Origin of the sequence: Nocardia sp. BSTN01 (assembly GCF_015354405.1) — a bacterium.
Taxonomy (GTDB): domain Bacteria; phylum Actinomycetota; class Actinomycetes; order Mycobacteriales; family Mycobacteriaceae; genus Nocardia.
On the sequence record NZ_JADKYP010000053.1, the window covers coordinates 1 to 20786 of the forward strand.

The following is a 20786-nucleotide window of genomic DNA, read 5'->3' on the forward strand; positions in this document are numbered from 1 at the left end:
GCGAACCACGCCCGGGCTGGTCACCGGCGCGCCGAACACTCCGGTCGCGGGTGCGGAATCGATACGCTCCGAGGCCGAGGTGAACCAGGCCGAGCGCCGGGGGCTCAGGTCCGGATCCGCGGTGGGCGGCGGCGCGAGGTCGGTCGCCGGCGGAACATCCTCGGCGACAATCACTTCCGCACGGGCCGCGGATGCGTTGGTCACCGGCCCCAGAACGGCGAACTCCCCGGTGGCGGGTCCCGGATCCTCGAAATCCGTACCGTTCACCTCACCGGCTTCCAGCACCGGCGTGCCGATCAGCACCACCGCGCGCACGCCGCCGTACACCGATTCGCGCAACTTCACCGAAATACCGTGGCGGTTGGCAAGTTTAGCGACCACGAACAGGCCCAGCCGGGTATCGGTGGACAGCGCCGCCACACTGAATTCCGGCGGATGCGACAACATCTCGTTGCGCCGGTCCAGTTCGTCGGCGGTCATACCCAGACCCTGGTCGACGATCTCCACCGCGACACCGCGGCCCACCACGGCAGCGTGTACCTCCACCCGCGCCTGCGGCGGCGAATACGAGGTGGCGTTGTCCATCAGCTCGGCCAGCAGGTGGATCAGGTCGGCGACCGCGGTGCCCATCACCCGGGTGCGCGGAATACGGCCGATGCGAATTCTGGTGTAGTCCAGACTTTCCGCGACCGCGCCGCGAATCACCTCGATCAGCGGAACCGGATTTCGCCAGCGCCGGCCCGGCTGTTTGCCGCCGAGGATGATCAGATTCTCGGCGTTGCGGCGGGCGCGGGTCGCCAAATGGTCGAGCTGGAACAGCAATTCGAGCTGGTCGGCGTTCTCCTCGCGCCGCTCGGCCTGGTCCAGCAGAGCCAGCTGGCGATGCACCAGCGCCTGGCTGCGATGGGCGATATCCAGGAAGATCGTGTTGATACCGGCGCGGGTATTCGATTCCGCGACCGCGGCCGACACCGCCGCCACCTGCGCTCGGTTGAACGCCTGCGCGACCTGGCCGAGTTCGTCGGAGCCGAAGTCCAGTCGCGACACCTCCATCGGAGCATCCACCGTCTCACCGGCCGAGACCCGGCGCATGATGTCGGGCAGCCGCTCGTCGGCCAATTCCAATGTGTCGCGGCGCAATCGGCGCATCCGGCCGATGAACCGGTTCGCCAGCACGAGTGAGGCGAGGAAGGCCAGAATCGACACCAGCAACACCGCACCACCGCCGGCGAGTGATCCGATGGCGGTGCGGTCACCCTGATCCCGCGCCTCGGCGTGCGCGTCCCGACTCTTGTCCTGCCACAGCGTCAGCAGTCCGGAGCCGAGCTGTGCCGAGCTGTCCTGCCAGGCCTGCACGGTCATCGGCAGCGGTTTCGCGGATTGCCGGCTCGGGCGCGACCGCGTCGAATCGCCGGTCCGCGTGCTCGGGTCGGAATCGTCGGTGGCCGACATCGGACCGCGCGCGGCGACCACGTCGGCCATCTCGTTGATCTGGGCCCACGCCGGGCTGTTCACGATCGCCTGGAGCTGATCCGCGCGTCCACCCTTCAGCACCGACCGCGCATAGGCGATCTGGCCGCGGAATTCACCCAGGAGGTTGGTGTACTGGGTCCACTGCGCGGGCGTCGAAGTGCCTGTCACCAGAAATAATTCACCCAGCGTCGTGGCTTCGGACAGCGCCTCCGCCGCGCGCAACACCTCGACCGCATAGCCGAGTTGGACGGCGATGCCGGCATCCGGTGCGACCCGGGCGCCCAGCATCGACGCATCGATGATCGCCGCGGTGAAGCGGCTGAACAGCCCGAAGACCTGATCGGCCGGCGCCTGGCCGGAATCGATGCCGCGACGCACCAGCGGCAACTGCGCGAGCAGCTGACCGTAGGCGGCGATATCGGCGCCGGAGTTGTCCGGATTCATCTTCTGCGCCTCGTCGCCCTTGGCGGTGAGGGCGGCCAGCGCCGCATCCGAGCGCTGCCGCGCGGCCGTCAATTGCGCTGTGGCGCCGGGATCGCCCGCCAGTTGCAGCATCGAGAGCCGGCGCTCCTCACCGAAGGTCTCCATGATCGCGACCGCGGGAGCGGCGGTGCTGCTGGCCAATTCGGCCCACTGCCGGGCATCGCGGCCCGACCGCACCAGATACGACGCCGCGCCCACACCGATGGCGAGCAGCGTGATGCTGGAGATCAGCACGATCGCGAGCAGGCGCACGCGCACGCTGACCCGTCCGCGCACACCCCGGCTCATCAGGCCGAACCAGCGCGAATCCTTCGTGTTCACAGGCAATCCAGGAAGCTTCGACCACTCAACCACGGGTGATCTTCCTGTTGTCGGGCGACGTCCGCGCGCATTCGGACCTCGGCGCACCCGAGCCAACCGGCCAGCTGAGCAACCGGCCCCCACTTCCTAACCACACCGCCCGCCGGGCGGCAGAACCACAGATAACGCCTGAGAGACTAACCGACCCTCCGGCCCGCTACAGCCGTTCGCCGATATCTCTTTCCGGCAAGACCTTCCGGACGACCGGCACCGGTTCAGAGTGTGACGGGGGTGACTTTCGGACGCAGGAACGCCCGCCGGAACAGATAGAGACCCACCGGCACGATGCCGCAGGCCAGCAGCAGTGGCGAGGTCCAGGAGTCGGTCAGCAGCACATCGCCGCCGGGCCCGGTGGTGGAGCAGATCAGGAAACCGAACAGCCACGCGATCACCGGCAGGCCCATCGCGGCCGGGCGCGACACGACCACACCCATTCCCCGCGCCAGCAGCACGTTCACCACCGCGGCGACCAGGGCCGCGATCGGGAAGGGCGTGGCGCCGATGTAGAGCGGCAGATACAGCACCTCGAGCACCACCGAGAGCAGCCCGTCGAACACCAGGACCGCCGCCAGCACGCCTCCGAGCACCGGCCAGGCATACTTCGACCCGCCGGGCACATAGGCGGTCCGGCTGGTCGTCGCGGCCGTCACGGTACCGGCGGGAAGCCGAGCAGGGTCAACAGATGACTCTGCATATCGACGAATCCGTAGAGCACCGACAGGTACAGATCGTGCTGCGCCTGCCAGTTCGGCTTCTGGCTCTCGACGAACGCGACGATGGCGTCCTGCAGGCTCCAGTTGTACATGCCCAGCAGTCTAAGCCGACCCACCCACGATTCGACCAGCCCGAGTGCCGGCTGCCGCGGTCAATCCAGTCCGGCGAACAGATCGTCCTCGTGTCCGTCCGGGCCCACCGGCCCGATCCGCCCACGCACCAGCACGTAATGCTCCTCCGGCAGCACCGGCTGGGCGATGTTGTTCGACAGCGCGAATTCGCGGCCCGAGGGCGCGACGGTGACCTGGGTGGCATGGGCGCGCAGGGCGGCGCGTTTGGCCGCCAGCACGTCCGAGACGTCGATCGTGGTGGTCACCGTCGCACTCGCCACACACGCCAGCTCGCCGAACGCCGGCAGCCGCCAACCGCTCGGCAGCGCCCCGGGCAGGCGGTCGACCGTGCGGCGGGCCAAGGCCTCGGTATGCCGGCGCAGTACATCGGCATCGGTCACCGTCCAGTACACCTTCGGTGTGTCCCAACCCTTTTCGGCCGCCGCGGCCACCGCGTCCATGGTGACCCGGTGGGCGCGTATATGGTCCGGATGGCCGTAACCGCCGCGCGGGTCGTAGCCGACCACCACGCGCGGGCGCAGCCGCAGCAGCACCTCGCTCAACTCCGCCACCGCGGCCGGGCCGGAATCGACGAAGGCACGCGGGTGCGTCGGCACCATGGGCTTGGGGTCCGCGGTCGTCCCGCTCATCCCGGAATCCCGCCAGCGGCCCGCGCCGCCGAGAAAATGCGGCGCGTCGACACCGAGGGCGGCCAGCGCGGCGGTCAGCTCGTGGATGCGAAAGCCGCCCAGCTGATCGGCGTGGGCGCTGGTCAGCTGTTGCCATCGCGCCCCGATGACCTCGCCCTCCTCGCCCAGCGTGCAGGTCACCACGGTCACCGGAACGCCGCGAGCCCGGTAGTGCGCGATGGTGCCGCCGGTGGTGATCGACTCGTCGTCGGGATGGGCGTGTACCAGAACCAGACCGCCGGTTCCGGTCACGACAGCCGCCGCCAGGTACTCGCGCCGCCGAAGATCCCGACCTGGATCGAACCGCTCAGCGAGACACCGTCCATCCGCGAACTCGCCGCGGCGACACCGGTGTCCTGCACGATCGGCAACACGGTGGCCAGATCCCACAGCTTCGGCTCCGCGTCACCGATCGCTCTGGGCACATCCACCCCGCGCAGCGCCGCATCGATCTGCGGTTGCAGCGACGGATCACAGATCCCCGACACATTGCTCGGCGCCTTGCGGATGGCATCGACGTGCGAGGTGTCCTCCTGCCCGGGCGCGGCCACCGGCGGGCAGCCGTACCGCGAGGACAACATCGTCGCCGGATCCTCACCGGCCCGCTCCCAGCCGACCACCGCGTCGACGGTCCCGTCCGCCAGATCCTTACCGTAGAGCTCGTCGGCGGGCAGGCTGCGCACCGACGCATCGATTCCGGCGCTGCGCAGCTGGTCGGCGGCGGTATTCGCGACCGCCAGCGTGGTCGGGTCCTTATCCACCGCGCCGATCCGGATCGTCAGAGTCCGGCCGTTCTTGGCGACCGGGCGCGGCTGCGGCGCCGGCGACGTCGTCGGATTGCCCGATGCGGGAGTCTCCGGCGCACGGCCGAATCCGGCCTCGGCCAGCAGCCCGAACGCCTGGTCGGGAGACGGGCGCGGCGGCGCCGTCGGCGCGTACCCCGGATCCGAGGGCGCCAGGATCTGCGCCCGCACCGGATCCACCCACGCACCCGTCTCGGCGCCCACCGAGGCCAGCAACGCCGGATCGAGCAGACCCAGCACCGCGTGGCGCACCCGCGGATCGGCCAGATCCCCGGTCCGCCCGTTCAGCACCATCTGCATTTCCCGCGCCTGCGGCATGATCGCGGTCCGCACCTGCGGAATCGCCGCCAGCTGCGCCTGCGTCGCGACACCGCCGTGCACCAGCGCCATCTGAGCGTCACCCGCGCGCAGCGATTCGGCCAGCTGCGCCGGAGTACCGCCACGCCGCAACAGAATCTGATCCGGCACCGCCGGAGTACCCCAGTAGCGGTCGTTGCGTTCGAGCAGAATCTCCTCGCGGCCCGCGTCGGCCTGCTTCACCCGGAACTGCCCGCCGGAAATCGGATTCTGATCGATCAGGCCACGCTCCACGGCGAGCGCCCGCTGAAATCCACCGGGCGCGTCCTTCAGCAGATGCGACGGCAGCAGATCCGAAAACAGTTGCCGCCAAGCCGGATACGGCTGACTCATCGTCACCGTGACCGTCTTGCCGCCCTCCGAGGACTTCACATCGTTGATCAACCGGTAGCCCGCCGGATCCACCACCCCGGGCTGGCTGATCATCTGCTGCCACAGATACCGGAAATCCTCGGCCGCGATCGGCGCACCGTCCGACCACGACGCCTGATTCTGAATCTTGTAGGTCAGCGTGAACTGATCCGGCTGCGACGGATCGGACGGCGTCACATCCGCCGACACCATCAACGCCGCATCCGGAACCCAATCCGTACCCCCCGGCACCGTCGGCGACGGCACCGGGCGAAACGGACTCGGAAACACCAACGAGGCAACGGCATTCGTCGCCGGTGACTGATTCGACCGCAGATGCGGATTGAATCCGATCCCGATATCGTCCACCGCGACCACGACCGTGGACTTCGTCGGCGTCGCCGGAGTCGTCTTCGGACTGTCGGTGCTCTCGATCGGCGGCGGCGGATTGGCGGTGCACGCGGTGAGTACCCCGAGCGCCAGCATCAGCACCAAGACCACGCGCCGCCCCGCACGCATTCGAACTCCCGACATCACGGCTCGTACTCTAGTGTTGTTGGCCTCCGCTTCGCTTCGGCGGGGTTTCGGCCCCTTGGGCCTCGATTTTTCACTCCTCCGCTCAGTCGCTGCGCTCCCTCGCTCCGTCGCTCCAAAATCGAGGCGGGCCGAAACCCACCGTGGTGTACGGCTCGTGGATGTATGCCGGGTCGTCTACTCGATAAAAGCGAGTGCACATGTCGCAGATGTGCGCCCTGACGGACCGATCCGTGGCCACCGGGTTGCCCTCATCGCAGATCTACACCCACACCGGCTACCCGGCGCTGGAACGACAGAGGCGCACGTCTCGTGGAACGTGCGCCTCTGGGGTTCTCAGGGGTGTGCGCCCTACGCGTTCTGGGCGGCGCGGTCGCGGGCCTTGCGGCGGGACGCCTCGCGGCCACGCTCGGTGGCGCCGAGAATCACCTTGCGCACGCGCACGATCTCGGGGGTCACCTCGACGCACTCGTCGGCGGCGCAGAACTCCATGGCGCCTTCGAGATCCAGCTGCAGCGGCTTGGCCAGCGTTTCGAGCACGTCACCGGTGGCCGAACGCATATTGGTCAGCTTCTTCTCGCGGGTGACGTTGATGTCGAGATCCTCCGCGCGCGGGTTGATGCCCACCACATGGCCCTCGTAGGTGTCGGCGCCCGGCTCCACGAAGAACTGCCCGCGGTCGGCGAGCTGAATCATCGCGAACGGGGTCACACTGCCGGCGCGGTCGGACACCAGCGAGCCGGTGTGGCGGGCGCGGATCTCGCCGGCCCACGGCGCGTAACCGTCGAAGACCGCGTTGGCGATACCCGTGCCGCGCGTCTCGGTGAGGAAGTCGGTGCGGAAACCGATCAGACCGCGCGAGGGGACGATGAACTCCATGCGCACCCACCCGGCGGAGTGGTTGCTCATCTGGACCATCTTGCCCTTACGGGCGGCCAGCAGCTGCGTCACCGCACCCAGGTACTCGTCCGGGCAGTCGATGGTCAGCTCTTCGAACGGCTCGTGCACCTTGCCGTCGACCTGCTTGGTGACCACCTGCGGCTTGCCGACGGTCAGCTCGAAACCTTCGCGGCGCATCTGCTCGACCAGGATGGCCAGCGCCAGCTCACCACGGCCCTGCACCTCCCAGGCGTCCGGGCGGCCGATGTCGAGCACCCGCAGCGACACGTTGCCGACCAGCTCCTGATCCAGGCGCGACTTCACCATGCGGGCGGTCAGCTTGTGGCCCTGCACCCGGCCGACCAGCGGCGAGGTGTTGGTGCCGATCGTCACCGAGATGGCCGGCTCGTCGACGGTGATCCGTGGCAGCGCGACCGGGTTCTCCACATCGGCGAGAGTGTCGCCGATCATGATCTCCGGAATGCCGGCGACGGCGACGATATCGCCGGCCACGGCCTCCTCGCCCGGCTTGCGCTCGACGCCGATCGTCTGCAGCAGCTCGGTGATCTTCACGGTCTTGACGCCGTCACCGTGCATCCACGCGACGTTCTGGCCCTTGCGCAGGGTGCCGTTGTGGATGCGGACCAGGCCGATCCGGCCGAGGAACGGCGACGCGTCCAGGTTGGTGACGTGCGCCTGCAGCGGCGCCGACGGGTCACCCTTGGGCGCGGGCACGTACTTCAGCAGCACCTCGAACAGCTCGTCGAGGTTCTCCGCGTCGGGCGCGCTGCCGTTGTCGGGACGCTGGGTGGACGCCTTGCCCTCACGGCCGGAGGCGTAGAGCACCGGCAGGTCCAGCGCCAGCTCGGCGGCCTCGGACGCTTCGTCGTCGAGGTCGGAGGCCAGATCCAGGAGCAGGTCGTGGCTCTCTTCGACGACCTCCTCGATCCGGGCGTCGGGGCGGTCGGTCTTGTTCACCACCAGGATCACCGGCAGCGAGGCGGCCAGCGCCTTGCGCAGCACGAACCGGGTCTGTGGCAGCGGGCCCTCGGAGGCGTCGACCAGCAGCACGACACCGTCGACCATGGACAGACCGCGCTCGACCTCACCACCGAAATCGGCGTGGCCGGGAGTGTCGATGACGTTGATCACGGTGACGCTGCCGTCGCCGTGATGACGATGCACCGCGGTGTTCTTGGCGAGAATGGTGATGCCCTTCTCACGCTCCAGATCACCGGAGTCCATCACCCGGTCGACCGGCTCGGCACGCTCGGCGAAGGCACCGGACTGCCGCAACATGGCATCGACCAGCGTCGTCTTGCCGTGGTCGACATGAGCCACAATGGCGACATTGCGGAACTCGACAGACGACACGTTGAATCCTCCTGCTGAATGAATGGGTTGCGGCCGACCCGCGCCGTAGCGGGTCCGAACAAGGCAGGTGGACTGATCTCACCGGACATGCGGCCAGGTACACAGTACCGAAACACGCCTCGGCCGCCGTTTCCGGCATCATGATTGGTTACCCTGGGCCCCATGGGCAAGGTGAAGGCCAAGGAGGTCGCACACCTCAAACCGAAGAAGAAGTGCTGCCGCAAGAAGAAGCGCTGCCTGAAATGCCCTGTCGTGGTCTCGAAAATGAAGAAGTGTGAAGCCGCGGGGGTCAAGGGCAAAGATCTCAAAAAGGCTCTCAAACTCGCGCGTGCGGCCTGAGCCGCGACCGCTGGGGTAGAACCGAGAGTATGAGTACCCCATTGCTCTCCGACAGCGAGATCGCCACTGGGTTGCGCGAACTACCCGCCTGGACCCACACCGGCAGCAGCATCTCCCGAACCGTCGAGGCTCCGTCGTTCCTGGCCGGCATCGAACTCGTGCGACGGGTGGCCGACTCCGCCGAGAAGGTCAACCACCACCCCGACATCGATATCCGGTGGCGGCGAGTCACCTTCACCCTCTCCACCCACTCCGAGGGCGGCATCACCCGCAAGGACCTCGCGCTGGCCGGCCAGATCGACCGCCTCGCCGACCAGAGCTGAACGGCCTAACCCGCCCGGACCGAACCCGCCGCGACCGCGGGCGCCGACACCGGTGAGCCCGGCCGCCCGCGCTGCGCGCCCGCCCAGATGATCCACAGGTAGGTCGCGACCACGCCGAAAACGTAGATCGCACCCAGCCAGGCCAGAACGGCCGGCCGGGAGATCTCCCAGATCGTCGGCTGGAAGAAGGTCAGGATCCACGGAATGCCGACCAGCGTGGTCACCAGCCAGAATCCGGCCACCACCCGCGCCCCCGCGATCGAACGCAGCGGGCCGTGCACCAGCCACATCATCAGCGGCAGCAACCACACCCAGTGGTGTGACCACGAGATCGGCGACACCATCAGACCGAACAGCTGCACCACCAGCAGTACGCCGAGCCGGTCGTCGAAATCGACCGCGCGCCAAGCGAACCAGGCCAGTACGACGGTCAGCAGCACCGCGCCCAGCCACCACGGCCCGAACGGGACGCGATGCCCCGCCAGATACCAGGGCGCCCCCGCGTCGTGGCCGAGAATGCGGCTCAATGCCCCGCGCAGCGACTGATTGACCACCGAACCGACCGGGCCGATGCGGTTGGCGTCACCGATCAGCGGTCCGAAATAGGTGCGAGTCTCCGGCGGCGAGATCAGGAAACTCACGCCGATCGTCGCCGCGAACACCACCGCCGACCACACCGCGGCCGACCACCGCCGCCGCGCCAGGAAATACAAGCCGGTGATCCCCGGCGTCAGCTTGACTCCGGCGGCCACACCCACCAGCAGTCCCGACAGCCACCAGCGCGCGGAATACGCCGCCGCCAACCCCGCCAGCAGCAGGAACACATTCACCTGCCCGTAATCGAGCGTGGTCCGCGTCGGCTCCAACCAGAGGCCCAGCGCGGTCCACAACATCGCCGCCGCCCGCCGATTCGGTTCCGCCACCGCCGCCTTCGGCAACAGCGCGAAGGCGATCCGCACCGAGGCGTAGAGCGCGACCACGATCAACCCGAACCACAGCAGCGTCACCAGCCCGAACGGCAGGAAATGCAGGGGGTAGAACACCAGCGCGGCGAACGGCGGATAGGTGAACGGCAGTGGGAAATCGGGAGTCTTGTCGGCATAGACGAAGTCGTAGAGATGCCCACTGCCCAAATTGGCCGCGCCCTCGACGTATACGCGCAGGTCGACCACGTCGAGACCGTGTGGGAGCACGAACATCAGCACCAGACGGGCCACGACCGAAACGGCCAGAACAGCCCCGGCCACGCGGATGTCGGCCAAACGGAGGTGTCGGGTCACGGGCTGTAATTCTGCCTTCGCTTCACGGCGTGCGAACCCCCGGGCATACGTCGACGATTCGTCCACCCTCAGCGCGTCTCGGCCCGCCTCGATTTTGGACTGACGGAGCGAAGGAGCGCAGCGACTGAGCGGAGGAGGGAAAAACGAGGCCCAGAGGGCCGAGACCCCGCCGGAGCGAAGCGGAGGCCAAAAACACAGGTTATGTTCGGACAACGCGCCGGGCGGGGTGATCGGAATTGCCGAGCGGTGCAGGCAAGATCACACCCACGGCTGTACAACACGGCGGCACTGTCTTTAGAGTGTCGCGAAGCGATGCCCCCATCGCGCGATGTTCTCGCATCGCATGACGAGGTAACCCCGAGGTTAAGGACGGCAACACCAGTGCTTCGCACCAGAGGAACGCGGTTCGCATTGTCCGTGCTGGCCCTGACAGCCGGCGCGACACTCGCCGCGTCGACGATCGCGGTTGCCGAACCGGCACCCAAGCCCCAGGCCGCCGATGTCCCGCTGGTCCCGGAGGGCGTGCCGGTCGATGCGATCGCGTCGCTGGCTCCGGCCATCGTCGGCGCCGCCGCCCAGGCGGGCAATATCGCCTCGCCGGGCACTCAGACCATCCTCGATCAGGCGATCCAGCTGCTCGATCGGGCCGGTTTGCCGCCACAGGTCAAGCAGACGCTCGAGGCCATCGTCGCCTTCCTCGACGGCAGCGGTGGCGGCGGCCCGGACATCCCGAAGAACGGTCCGGCCATCGCGCAGTTCCTGTACCCGACCATCGGTAAGAACTGCATCGGACCCGGTTCCGACTCGGTCGGCACCGCGCTCGCGGTTCCGGGTCCGGCCGAACTGCCCCCGCCCGGACCGGCTGCCGGTCAGGCCGGCTTCGTCTTCACCGCGCTGGGCACCAAAGGCCTGACGCCGCAGCAGAATCCGCCGATGACCGTCCAGTGGTACAACCTGGACAACCACCGCGGCGGCACCGTGGCGCTGACCGACGAGGCGCATATCAACCCGGATGGTCCGGCCACCCTGTCGGCCATCGTCGACACCGGGCCGGGTCGCGTGATCTCCGTGGTCGCGGGTTCGCTGACCACGCAGCCGGCGGCCGATCAGGCGCCGATCACCTGCTCGTTCCTGCCCACGCTGGGTCTGTTCACGGTCGCATCCGGCCCCGCCCAGGCCGCGGCTCCGGTGAACCCGGCCGGCACGGTGCCCGCCGCACACGTGGTGCAGCAGCCTGCCGCGGTACTCCCGCAGCACTGAATTTCAGGCTCCCGACGGCCCGGAGATGTCGCTGAGACGACACTCCGGGCCGTTTGCTGTCAATGCGCCATGGGATGTCCCGGACTGTGGTAGACCGCTAGGTATGTCGACTGTCGATCAGCTCGAACGGTCTGCACCCACCACCTCGGGCACCGGCGCGGGGATTCGCGTCCGGCGCGGTAGAGCCGGGCATTCGGTGATGTCGCGACGGTCCTACCGATCGGTGTTGTCCACCCGATCGCATCGCTCGATCCTGTCGTTCCGGTCCGAACGGTCGATCCTCTCGATCGGCTCGGCCTACTCCGTCCTCTCGATCGGCAGCGTCGGATCGGTGCTGTCGGTCGGTTCGGCCGGCTCGTTCTTCAGTCTCGGCTCAGCGTTCTCGGGCCTGTCGCGATGGTCGCTGCTGTCGTGGATGGGCGTGCGCGACGCACCCGAGGCGCGGCCGACGCTCACGGTCGTGCCGGACGAACCCGATCTCGTCGCCGACCCCACCTGCCACTGCCAGACGTAGGTAACCGCAGATTCATCGCTGCACGGATTCACCACTGCCCGTACTGCGCGGTGAGGATGTTGTTGACATCCACCCCCACGCCGTCCACGGTGCGATCGTCGATTTCGATCTGGTGCAGGTTCGCCGCGGGATGCACGAAACCCTTCGGCGTGCCCCAATTGTGTTGCCAGTACCAGGAACCCAGGCCGGCGACCGTGGCCAGTTCGATGGTCGGCGCGTTGGCGTAGACGCCGACATTCTCGTTGCCGAGCACCGATTCCCAGCCCGCGAGGTAGGGCGCGATGAGGGTGGCGAAGTCGACCGGCGTCGGATTGTCGTCGATGGAGGCGTAGATCGGCACCCCGTCCGGCCCACCCGCATCGCGGTGGAGCTGCAGTCCGCGGTCGGCGTGGCGCTTGCCGGCCTCGAGCCCGCCCTTCCAATCCGCGGTGGCGCCCTTGCCGAATTGGTAGCACGACACCACGGTGAGGCCGGCCGCGTGCAGCGCGTCGACCTCGCTCGCGCGCAACGGCTTTCCGGTCATCCACTCCGCGCCCGGGCGCCGGTCGGAGACATAGCGAATCGCCCCGGCATGCCCGGCGGCGCGGATGGCCGCCGCGTCGGGCACGCCACCGGCATAGTCGAGCAGGGTTCCGAGGACGTTGTCGGCGGCGGCGGGCGGCGCGAGAACACCCGGTGTGAGCGCGGCCAGACCGGCGGCGGTCGCGGCGGCACCGGCATATCCGAAGAGGGTGCGGCGGGTCATCGGAACGGAACGCATCGAAAACTCCTTCGCGCTGCAGCGATATAGAGATCTCACCTGATGCCGGCCACCCCGCGGACCGGTGCAAATGCAAGCGTGTCCGGCGCGCCTTCCCCGACGACAACAGTGCTGTCATCCACGCGCCGGAAGCCTCGAACGTGGACTCATTTCACCATATGCACATATGAACCGCTAGGCCAATCCGGTCACATCAACACCACAAGTAACAGGTGTCAGGAGGTGGCCGCATCGATGCGGCCGGCGACGTCGATGGTGCGGCCCCGCGGGTCTGCCAGTTCCGCCCGAATGACCTGTGCGACCTGCACGGCGATCTGGCGGCGGATCTTGCCGACCGAACCCAGCACCTTCGCGCGCCATCCCTCGGCCTGCAGGTCGACGACGACGTCGGCGCTGCGCGGCGGCGTCACGTCGATGACGATGAGCAGCGGTTCAGCGGCCCGCGCCACCAGCAGCAACCCGACCTCCACCTCCGCGCGATACCGATTCGCCTTGAGCACGTCGACGGTGATGTCGAGCCCGACCGGAATGGTCAGGTCGAACGACACCGGATGGTCACCCTCCCGCCGGGCCAGCCGCGGCATCCGCACGGCCCCCCGCACCTCGACCGTCGCCGCGTCACCGGGCCCGGTGCGCAGCGGGCCCACCTCGACCGCGCGGCCGGCCAGACCTTCCACCACGTCGCGCACCCGATCCGGGGTGACGATCAGCGGGAAGAAACGTCGCCCGAACTCCGCGTACTCGATCCATTCGAAGTCCGTGCGCAGCACATGCTCCGAACGGGTGCCGTTCATGATCGCCTCGATATCGAATACCCGCCCACGCCGCGCCGCGGGATCGGCGAGCATGGCGTTGAGCCGGCTCGCGACCTCACGCTGGACCAGGTTCGCGATCGGGTCGAGCAGGACGTCGACGGCGGCGCCGACCGCCTCCGCCCGGACGGCGAAACTCACGTCGCGCGCACGCACTCGCGGAATGTCGATGACGATCAGCAGCGGATCGGCGGTCCGCGCGTGCAGGGTGAGGTCGATCTCGACGGTGGCTTCGATCCGGAACTGCTGTCCGCCGAGGGTGACCGTGAGATGCATCGACACCGGCACCCGGACCTCGAAGGTGACGTGTGGTTCGCTGCGGGCGATCACCGGCTTGCCGACCTTGCCCTCCGCCACCAGGCCGGCCAGTCCCGCCGGGCCGATCGAGAACGGCCCGATACTCATCCCCCGTCCGGCCATCCCGGACACGGCGGCCTCGATCCGGTCCCGGTTGACGGCGTGGACGACGAAACGTTCGCCGAATTCGGAGTAGTCCATCCATTCGGCCTCGTCGTGCGCGCCCGGCTCTGCCATCTGCTCCCACTCCTCCACCGATCACCTACACACGCAGCTCCCCGTCCTACCCGATGAGGGGCCGCCAGGGCGGGGACCCGCAACGGCGGCGCTGCCGGGCGCCACCAGCTACATCGTAGGGTCCGGTGTCGCGGCACCACCCCCACCGACGCGATCGCCCGCCACTGGACGAAAACGTTTCACATATGGCCGAATCCGACGATACCGGCAATCCCGGCCGGGTCGTAACGGTGAATGCGCACCGAGCCCCGCTCGTTACCGCCGATCGTGGTCAGGCTGTGCTCACCGGCGGCCAGCACGATATTCGTGTGCTGCCCGAACGGGCTGCCGGGGGCATAGATCACGACATCACCCGGGCGCGGCGAATATCCGGAACCCACCGCCGAAAATCGGCCGTTCGCTTCGAAATACTCCTGCAGGGTCGCCACACCGGGAATCCGCCACGATCCGGAATTCGGATTGGACAGCGGCTGCCCGGCCTGACGCATGGTCCAGCTGACGAAATCGGCACACCATGGCTCATCCACGCCCTCTGCGTATGTGGGCCCGTCGCCGGGATGCGCGTATTCCGTGCGCAGCACCGTGACGATCCGACTCCGATTCGAATCCAGCGCGGCGACATCGACATCCGGGAAATCGTCCAGCAGCTGCCCGGCGATGGCGGCCGTGCGATCGTGCCACCAGGGCAGAGCCACCACGACACCGACTGCCAGCACGCCGATCACCACCAGGACCGACAGCACTGTCCAGCGCGTGCGCCCGAACCTCCGATCCTGCGTGGTACTCATGAATCCCTCCGTCCCCGACCGGAATCGACCTCCTGAGATGTAGGACGCGCGAGGGACCGCCATGGTTCCGCCACCGTCGCCGCCGACGCACACCGGTCCCGCTCATTGCCTGCGCCCGCGGCGCGGGATCGATAGACTGCTCGGACGCCGCCGAGCTCTGGGAGGACATCGCCCTGGATACTCTGTGGACCTTTCTGGTGGACCATCGCAGACAACTGCTCACCGATTCCTACCTGCACGTATCGGCCGTCGTGCAATCGGTGCTGATCGCGACCGCGGTGGCGGTGTGCCTGGGCATCGCGGTCTATCGCAGCCCGTGGGGTTCGGCGGCGGCCACGGCGGCGGCGAGCATCATCCTCACTGTGCCGTCGTTCGCGCTGCTGGGACTGCTCATCCCCGTACTGGGCCTGGGCGTGCGGCCGACGGTCACCGCGCTGGTGCTCTACGCGCTGCTGCCGATTCTGCGCAACACCATCATCGGGCTGGCGTCGGTGGATCCGGCGGTCTCGGATGCCGCGCGCGGGGTCGGCATGAACCGGGTGCGCATCCTGGCCCGGATAGAAATGCCGCTGGCCTGGCCGTCGATTCTGGCCGGGATGCGGATCAGTACCCAGATGAGTATGGGCATTCTGGCGATGGCGGCCTATGCGAAGGGTCCGGGGCTGGGCAATCTGATCTTCACCGGCCTGGCCCGGCTGGGCAGTCCGACCGCCGTCCCGCAGGCCCTGTCCGGCACGGTGCTGATCATCGTGCTGGCGTTGCTGCTCGATGCCGTCCTCGTGGGCGTCGGCCGGCTCACCACCTCGAGGGGAATCCGTGACTGATACCGCGACCGCCGACCGCACCGACCACCAACCCGCGGAGATCGTGCTCGACGCGGTGTCCAAACACTATCCGGGCCAACGTGATCCGGCGGTGGACCGGATCTCGCTGACGATTCCGGCGGGTGAGATCGTGGTGTTCGTCGGCCCCTCGGGCTGCGGCAAGACGACCACGATGCGGATGATCAACCGCCTGATCGAACCGACGTCGGGCACGATCACCATCGCCGGACGTGACGTGACCGCGGTGAACCCGGACCGGCTGCGGCGGCAGATCGGTTATTCGATTCAGCAGGCGGGTCTGTTCCCGCATATGACGGTGGCCCGCAACATCGCCACGGTGCCGGGTCTGCTCGGCTGGGATCGCGCCCGGGTGCGCGCCCGCGTCGACGAGATGCTGAATCTCGTGGGCCTCGACCCCGAGACCTTCCGCAACCGATATCCGCGCCAACTCTCCGGCGGCCAGCAGCAGCGGGTCGGTGTCGCCCGCGCGCTGGCGGCCGATCCGCCGGTGCTGCTGATGGACGAGCCGTTCGGCGCGGTCGACCCCATCACCCGCGGTCTGCTGCAGGACGAACTGCTGCGGCTGCAGACCGAACTGCACAAGACGATCGTGTTCGTCACCCACGATTTCAACGAGGCCGTCAAGCTCGGGGATCGAATCGCGGTGCTCGGCAACAGTTCCCGCGTCCTCCAGTACGACACTCCGGCCGCGATCCTCGCCGGCCCCGCCGACGAGACGGTGGCCGGTTTCGTCGGCGCCGACGCCGCTCTCAAACAGCTGACGCTGGTCCGGGTCGCCGATGTGGAACTGGGCAACTGCGCCACGGCCGCGCAGGACGATCCGGTCGATAGGCTGCGCGCGGCGCTGGCCACACAGGAGTGGAAGTGGGGCCTGATCCTCGACTCGGATGGCCGGCCGCTGCGCTGGGTGTCCGAAGGCCAACTGGCGCAAGCACAGTCGTTGCGCGACGCCGGTGCCCCGGTGACCGGCACGGTCACGGCGGATTCGACGCTGCAGGCGGCGCTCGAGACCCTGCTCGCCGAAAGTACCGCCAACGCCGTCGTGACCGGGCCGCGGGGTGAATACGCCGGGCTGGTCGCGATCGACACCCTGGTCGCACACCTGTCCCGCACCCGTGCCGAACATCTTTCGGCCACAGTCGATTCGGGTGACCGGCCATGAGCCCCGCCCGCGGACACGAGCGGCGCGCCGACCGGATCCGGTTGTTCATCCAGCCGGTGCTGGCCGTGGCGTTGGCGGCCGGCGTGCTGGTGTGGGCTTTCGACCGCACCCTCACCGCGACGCAGCAGGCCAGTATCAATCCCACCACCATCGGCACTGTGGTCCGCCAGCACGTGGCGATCACCGCGACCGTGGTGCTGATCGTCGTCGCGGTCTCGGTTCCGTTGGGCACCTTGCTGACTCGGCCGCGCTACCGGCGTCTCACACCGCTGTTCGTCGGCGTCGCCAATATCGGTGCGGCGGCACCGGCGATCGGCCTGATCGTGCTCACCTATCTGTGGACCGAGAAGACCGGCTTCTGGGTGGGGGTCGCGCCGATCGCGTTCTATGCGCTACTTCCCGTGCTGCGCAATACGATTCTGGGATATCAGCAGGTCGATCCCGCTCTCGTCGACGCCGGCCGAGGGCAGGGCATGTCGGCGATGACAGTGCTGCGCCGCATCGAATTCCCGCTCGCGGTGCCCTACATCCTGGCCGGGCTACGTACCTCGCTGGTGCTGGCGGTCGGCACGGCCACACTGTCGTTCCTGGTCAGCGCCGGTGGTCTGGGGATTCTGATCGACACCGGCTACAAGCTGCGCGACAACGTAACCCTGTGGGTGGGAGCGATTCTCGCGGTGGCGCTGGCACTGCTGGTCGACTGGCTGGGTGCGCTCGCCGAACAATTTCTCGGACCACGGGGGTTGCGATGAAGCGGCGGGCAAGCGGCGCAGCGCGACGCGCGGCCACCGCGGCGGCGACGCTGCTGGTCGCCGTGGCCGCTGCCTGCGGTCTCGAGGCCGGCGGCGCCGTACCGCTGCCGGTCGGGCCGGGCAGTATCGAGCCGATTCCCGCCCTCGACGGTGTGCAGATCACCGTGGGCTCCAAGGATTTCACCGAGCAGAACATCCTCGGCTACCTCATCGAATTCGCGCTCACCGCCGCCGGAGCTCAGGTCCGTGATCTCACCAATATCACCGGATCGAACAGTCTGCGCGATGCGCAATTGCACGGCCAGGTCGATATCGCTTACGACTACACCGGAACCGGATGGATCAATTATCTGGGTAACGAGACACCGATTCCCGACTCCACGCGGCAATTCGAGGCGGTGCGCGATGCGGATCTCGCACAACACGGCATGGTCTGGGCCGATCCGGCCCCGATGAACAACACCTACACGATGGTCACCGGTGCGGGCAGCGCCGCCCGCACCGGCGCGAAAACGATCTCCGACTATGCCCGTCTGGTGAATACCGACCCGAGTACTGGCCCGACCTGCCTCGGGACCGAATTCAGCGTCCGCCAGGACGGATTTCCGGGCCTGGCCCGCAAATACGGTATCGACCTCGGCAAGGTGCACAAGCAGATCATGCAGGATTCGCTGGTGTATTCGGCCGTCGCGAACGGCACCTGTCAATTCGGCGACGTCACCGCGACCGACGGCCGCACCAAGGCGCTGAATCTGGTGCAGCTCATCGACGATCTGAACTTCTTCCCCAAATACAATGCGGCACTGGTGATGCGGAAATCCTTCGCCGACGCGCATCCGCAGGTGGCGCAGGTCATGGCGCCCATCTCCGCGCTGCTCACCAACGAGACGATCACCGAGTTGAACCGGAAGGTCGACGTCGACGGTGCCGAGCCGGCCACCGTCGCGCGCGAGTGGCTGATCCGGCAGGGGTTCGTGACCGCGGGCTGAGATCAGGCCAGTGCCGTCCGCACCGCGAGCCAGCGACCACCCGGATCGGCATAGCCGTGATACATCAGCGGAATCCGCTGGTCCACACCGAAATAGCGGAAGACCGCCAGCATCGCCTGCCGCACCGAGTAGTCGGCGAAGTCGTCGATGCGGCGCGGGCCGATCGCGCGTTCGGGCAGCGCGGCCAGCCGCGCCATCTCCTCCGGATCGCAGACGTCGAGGCCCATCGGCCCGTCGGCGATGTAGTGATCATGGAAGATGTGACGCAGCTGCGACGCATCGGCATGCCGAGAGACGCAGGGCAACAACCGAATTGCCGCGCCCGGCAGCGTCGACGCTTCCAGTGCGGCGGTCAGCTCGGGATCCGGCGCCGGCGCGTCACGCACCGGCACCTGCTCGAGCAGATGCAGCATGGACGCGCCCCGGACTCGCGGCTCCGGCACCAGGAACAAACTCACCATCGGTCCGGTGTGGGCGGCATCGGTCAGGCATATCCGCGTATGTGATCGATCGGGCGAAGGGGGCGCGGCGGGCGGGGGCTGGGGCGTGGTGATCGGGTCGGACATGCGGTCTCCTGGAGGGGAGGGCGAGCGACCCTCCCGCGAACGCGCTGGTACGAGGTCCGAAGCTGCGCCGGCCGCCGAGTTACCCGACTCGGACCGATCTCCTCGACGTCCGACCGTTGTGCCATGAATTATAGGAGCCGGGGGCACGACGCGACATCCGGAATTCGCTATCCGGTTGCTTCGTCCGTGCGATCAGGCGTTCAGCAGCCGCGGGAGTCCGCCCAGCTCCGTATCGATGCGCCGGCGCACCGCCGGCCATTCCTCGTCCAGGATGGAATAGAACGCGGTGCTGCGCACGGTGCCGTCCAAGCCGCGCGAATGTGCCCGGCGGACGCCATCGCTGGTCGCGCCCAGACGCTCGATCGCCTTGCGCGAGCAGACGTTTCGCACATCGGCGCGCAGCGCGATCCGCCGGACCCGCCACACGTCGAAGGCGTGCTCGAGCAGCAACAGTTTCGACTCCAGATTGATACCGGCGCCGCGCGCCTGTGCGCAGAGCCAGGTATTGCCGATCTCGGCGGCATCGGGCACCGCGAGCAGTGGATCTCCGGTGGGCATCCCGTGCACGACCGGCCATACCATCGGCCCCTGCCAGTAGTCGAAGCGGCAGAAGCGCGTCGAACCCAGGACCCGGTTGTCGGCCGTGGCGACGACCGCGAAGGCCAGTGCCGAACCGACCGCGTGCGCCGCCGCGGCCTGGGCGACGTAGTCCGCCGCCTCGGCGGGGCCGTGCGGTACGGGGGTGAACGCGAATGCATCGCGATCCGCGGCGCCCGCCTCGGCGAGCCCCGGAACATGGTGCGGTGCCAAAGGTTCCAGCCGCACGAGGCGGCCGGTCAGGATGACGGGTGCAGGCACGTTCCCTCGATCTTTCGGGACGGACTCCGGTAACGCCCAACGATCGTCACACCGGCCTACAACGCTCCGGATCGACGACCAGTCCTGGCGCGCCGGCAGCAGCATCGGACAGTGAGATGAACGATAACCGAACGTGTGCCGTCGTCAATGCAGGTGCGGCTTAAATTTTACGGGATTGCTCGCGTGTCGCTCGGCGCGTCGTTGGGCGGTTTTCGGCGCCTTTTTCGGTGCGTTCGCCCGGTTATCGGGTCGACATGAAACCGTTGCCGCGAGTGGCGGACTCCTCCCGATGTGACGTCGTAGCCTGGTAGGAGCGAACGGGGGGCGTCATGACCGAAACATCACGCGCGGCGATCCTGCTCGATGTCGATGGCCCCCTCAATCCCTACCCCCGGCCCACCCATCCGCCCCCGCACGGCTACCGGCCGTATGTGTTGCAGCACAGCATCATTGCCGCGATTCCGCCCATCGACCAGCAGGTGCTGCTCGATGCCGCCGTCGGTGCGCGACTGCTGGAATTGGCCGCGATCACCGATGCCGAACTCGTGTGGGCGACCGCATGGGAGTACGCGGCGAATACGGTCCTCGGTCCCGTGCTCGGACTGCCGCCGCTGGAAGTGATCATCTTCGAGGACACCGGAATTCGGCATCGCGAGGGCCACCACGGAAAGCTTCCGACCATCGACCGCTGGGCCGGACGTCGGCCGCTGTGCTGGTTCGACGACGAATTCCAGCCCGCCGACCAGGGCTGGGCCCAGCGCCGCACCGATACCGTCGCACCCACCCTGCTCGTCCCGGTCGATCGGCACACCGGTCTGACGTCCGACCACCTCGAGGTCGCCAGGGCGTTCCTGGAGCCGCTTCGCGGGCCGTGAGC

Annotated in this window: 21 protein-coding genes; 9 read left to right on the forward strand and 12 right to left on the reverse strand. The window is 68.0% G+C overall.

All coding sequences use genetic code 11. The features are described 5' to 3' along the window. The 6 genes from IRT45_RS29100 to typA form a co-directional block, all read right to left on the reverse strand. The coding region (locus IRT45_RS29100) for a nitrate- and nitrite sensing domain-containing protein (protein ID WP_309241198.1) at positions 1–2277 on the reverse strand (2277 nt) is incomplete at its 3' end. Between the two features lie 254 nt (positions 2278–2531). Continuing rightward, positions 2532–2966 (reverse strand): hypothetical protein, encoded by a 435-nt coding sequence (locus tag IRT45_RS29105; protein ID WP_228535418.1) that lies wholly within the window; start codon positions 2964–2966, stop codon positions 2532–2534. Continuing rightward, on the reverse strand, positions 2963–3121 hold the full coding sequence (locus tag IRT45_RS29110) for a hypothetical protein (RefSeq protein ID WP_167331885.1): 159 nt from the start codon (positions 3119–3121) through the stop codon (positions 2963–2965). Before IRT45_RS29110 ends, IRT45_RS29105 begins: the two co-directional genes overlap by 4 nt. Positions 3122–3181: 60 nt before the next feature. Continuing rightward, positions 3182–4081 (reverse strand): N-acetyl-1-D-myo-inositol-2-amino-2-deoxy-alpha-D-glucopyranoside deacetylase, encoded by a 900-nt coding sequence (gene mshB, locus IRT45_RS29115; RefSeq protein ID WP_309241199.1) that lies wholly within the window; start codon positions 4079–4081, stop codon positions 3182–3184. Beyond that, positions 4078–5859, reverse strand: coding sequence for an ABC transporter family substrate-binding protein (locus tag IRT45_RS29120; RefSeq protein WP_228535420.1), 1782 nt, complete (start codon positions 5857–5859; stop codon positions 4078–4080). The genes mshB and IRT45_RS29120 overlap by 4 nt, the downstream gene beginning before the upstream one ends. Before the next feature lie 366 nt (positions 5860–6225). Continuing rightward, positions 6226–8127 (reverse strand): translational GTPase TypA, encoded by a 1902-nt coding sequence (gene typA / locus IRT45_RS29125; RefSeq protein WP_194809031.1) that lies wholly within the window; start codon positions 8125–8127, stop codon positions 6226–6228. Between the two features lie 162 nt (positions 8128–8289). Here typA and IRT45_RS29130 point away from each other — a divergent pair, with 162 nt between their 5' ends. Next, positions 8290–8466, forward strand: a complete 177-nt coding sequence (locus IRT45_RS29130) for a hypothetical protein (RefSeq protein ID WP_194809032.1) — start codon at positions 8290–8292, stop codon at positions 8464–8466. A 29-nt stretch (positions 8467–8495) separates the two neighbouring features. Beyond that, a complete protein-coding gene (locus tag IRT45_RS29135; protein WP_036504880.1) occupies positions 8496–8789 on the forward strand; it encodes a 4a-hydroxytetrahydrobiopterin dehydratase in 294 nt (97 codons plus the stop codon). Positions 8790–8794: 5 nt separating this feature from the next. On the opposite strand, the gene IRT45_RS29140 is transcribed toward IRT45_RS29135, so the two are convergent. Further along, a complete protein-coding gene (locus tag IRT45_RS29140; RefSeq protein ID WP_309241200.1) occupies positions 8795–10135 on the reverse strand; it encodes a mannosyltransferase in 1341 nt (446 codons plus the stop codon). 315 nt (positions 10136–10450) lie between these two features. On the opposite strand from IRT45_RS29140, the gene IRT45_RS29145 reads away from it, so the two are divergent. Both IRT45_RS29145 and IRT45_RS29150 read left to right on the forward strand, forming a co-directional pair. Continuing rightward, entirely contained in the window at positions 10451–11329 is an 879-nt protein-coding gene (locus IRT45_RS29145) for a hypothetical protein (protein ID WP_309241201.1), read from the forward strand. A 199-nt stretch (positions 11330–11528) separates the two neighbouring features. After that, positions 11529–11843, forward strand: coding sequence for a hypothetical protein (locus tag IRT45_RS29150; RefSeq protein ID WP_194809066.1), 315 nt, complete (start codon positions 11529–11531; stop codon positions 11841–11843). A gap of 28 nt (positions 11844–11871) precedes the next feature. Here IRT45_RS29150 and IRT45_RS29155 read toward each other — a convergent pair whose 3' ends face one another. The 3 genes from IRT45_RS29155 to IRT45_RS29165 form a co-directional block, all read right to left on the reverse strand. Further along, complete coding sequence (locus IRT45_RS29155) at positions 11872–12603, reverse strand: DUF1906 domain-containing protein (protein ID WP_194809033.1); 732 nt, start codon at positions 12601–12603, stop codon at positions 11872–11874. Between the two features lie 215 nt (positions 12604–12818). Next, the gene (locus IRT45_RS29160; protein WP_194809034.1) at positions 12819–13949 is read right to left on the reverse strand and encodes a hypothetical protein; all 1131 of its coding nucleotides are present in this window, start codon (positions 13947–13949) and stop codon (positions 12819–12821) included. A gap of 179 nt (positions 13950–14128) precedes the next feature. Next, entirely contained in the window at positions 14129–14737 is a 609-nt protein-coding gene (locus IRT45_RS29165) for a CHAP domain-containing protein (protein WP_194809035.1), read from the reverse strand. A gap of 173 nt (positions 14738–14910) precedes the next feature. Between IRT45_RS29165 and IRT45_RS29170 the strand changes: the two genes are divergently transcribed. From IRT45_RS29170 to IRT45_RS29185, 4 genes are read left to right on the forward strand one after another with little or no spacing between them, the layout of a single operon-like run. Beyond that, entirely contained in the window at positions 14911–15561 is a 651-nt protein-coding gene (locus IRT45_RS29170) for an ABC transporter permease (protein ID WP_194809067.1), read from the forward strand. After that, positions 15554–16744, forward strand: a complete 1191-nt coding sequence (locus IRT45_RS29175; RefSeq protein ID WP_309241202.1) for a betaine/proline/choline family ABC transporter ATP-binding protein — start codon at positions 15554–15556, stop codon at positions 16742–16744. The genes IRT45_RS29170 and IRT45_RS29175 overlap by 8 nt, the downstream gene beginning before the upstream one ends. After that, positions 16741–17496 carry an ABC transporter permease gene (locus IRT45_RS29180; RefSeq protein WP_194809037.1) on the forward strand — a complete coding sequence of 252 codons (756 nt, stop codon included), beginning with the start codon at positions 16741–16743 and terminating at the stop codon, positions 17494–17496. Before IRT45_RS29175 ends, IRT45_RS29180 begins: the two co-directional genes overlap by 4 nt. Beyond that, positions 17493–18485, forward strand: a complete 993-nt coding sequence (locus IRT45_RS29185; protein ID WP_194809038.1) for a glycine betaine ABC transporter substrate-binding protein — start codon at positions 17493–17495, stop codon at positions 18483–18485. Before IRT45_RS29180 ends, IRT45_RS29185 begins: the two co-directional genes overlap by 4 nt. A gap of 2 nt (positions 18486–18487) precedes the next feature. Here the strand turns inward: IRT45_RS29185 and IRT45_RS29190 are convergent, their stop codons facing one another. Both IRT45_RS29190 and IRT45_RS29195 read right to left on the reverse strand, forming a co-directional pair. After that, positions 18488–19051, reverse strand: coding sequence for a hypothetical protein (locus IRT45_RS29190; RefSeq protein ID WP_228535424.1), 564 nt, complete (start codon positions 19049–19051; stop codon positions 18488–18490). A 192-nt stretch (positions 19052–19243) separates the two neighbouring features. Beyond that, positions 19244–19909 (reverse strand): GNAT family protein, encoded by a 666-nt coding sequence (locus IRT45_RS29195; protein WP_309241203.1) that lies wholly within the window; start codon positions 19907–19909, stop codon positions 19244–19246. Between the two features lie 329 nt (positions 19910–20238). Here IRT45_RS29195 and IRT45_RS29200 point away from each other — a divergent pair, with 329 nt between their 5' ends. Continuing rightward, a complete protein-coding gene (locus IRT45_RS29200) occupies positions 20239–20784 on the forward strand; it encodes an HAD domain-containing protein (RefSeq protein ID WP_194809040.1) in 546 nt (181 codons plus the stop codon). Positions 20785–20786 lie beyond the last annotated feature (2 nt).

Excerpts from the sequence above, each read along its gene's own strand:
- IRT45_RS29135 (WP_036504880.1), top strand. The coding sequence starts at position 8,496 with ATGAGTACCCCATTGCTCTCCGACAGCGAGATCGCCACTGGGTTGCGC.
- IRT45_RS29160 (WP_194809034.1), bottom strand. The coding sequence starts at position 13,949 with ATGGCAGAGCCGGGCGCGCACGACGAGGCCGAATGGATGGACTACTCC.
- IRT45_RS29155 (WP_194809033.1), bottom strand. The coding sequence starts at position 12,603 with ATGCGTTCCGTTCCGATGACCCGCCGCACCCTCTTCGGATATGCCGGT.
- IRT45_RS29120 (WP_228535420.1), bottom strand. The coding sequence starts at position 5,859 with ATGCGTGCGGGGCGGCGCGTGGTCTTGGTGCTGATGCTGGCGCTCGGG.
- IRT45_RS29130 (WP_194809032.1), top strand. The coding sequence starts at position 8,290 with ATGGGCAAGGTGAAGGCCAAGGAGGTCGCACACCTCAAACCGAAGAAG.
- IRT45_RS29165 (WP_194809035.1), bottom strand. The coding sequence starts at position 14,737 with ATGAGTACCACGCAGGATCGGAGGTTCGGGCGCACGCGCTGGACAGTG.
- IRT45_RS29110 (WP_167331885.1), bottom strand. The coding sequence starts at position 3,121 with ATGTACAACTGGAGCCTGCAGGACGCCATCGTCGCGTTCGTCGAGAGC.
- IRT45_RS29200 (WP_194809040.1), top strand. The coding sequence starts at position 20,239 with ATGACCGAAACATCACGCGCGGCGATCCTGCTCGATGTCGATGGCCCC.
- IRT45_RS29180 (WP_194809037.1), top strand. The coding sequence starts at position 16,741 with ATGAGCCCCGCCCGCGGACACGAGCGGCGCGCCGACCGGATCCGGTTG.
- IRT45_RS29185 (WP_194809038.1), top strand. The coding sequence starts at position 17,493 with ATGAAGCGGCGGGCAAGCGGCGCAGCGCGACGCGCGGCCACCGCGGCG.
- IRT45_RS29190 (WP_228535424.1), bottom strand. The coding sequence starts at position 19,051 with ATGTCCGACCCGATCACCACGCCCCAGCCCCCGCCCGCCGCGCCCCCT.
- IRT45_RS29150 (WP_194809066.1), top strand. The coding sequence starts at position 11,529 with ATGTCGCGACGGTCCTACCGATCGGTGTTGTCCACCCGATCGCATCGC.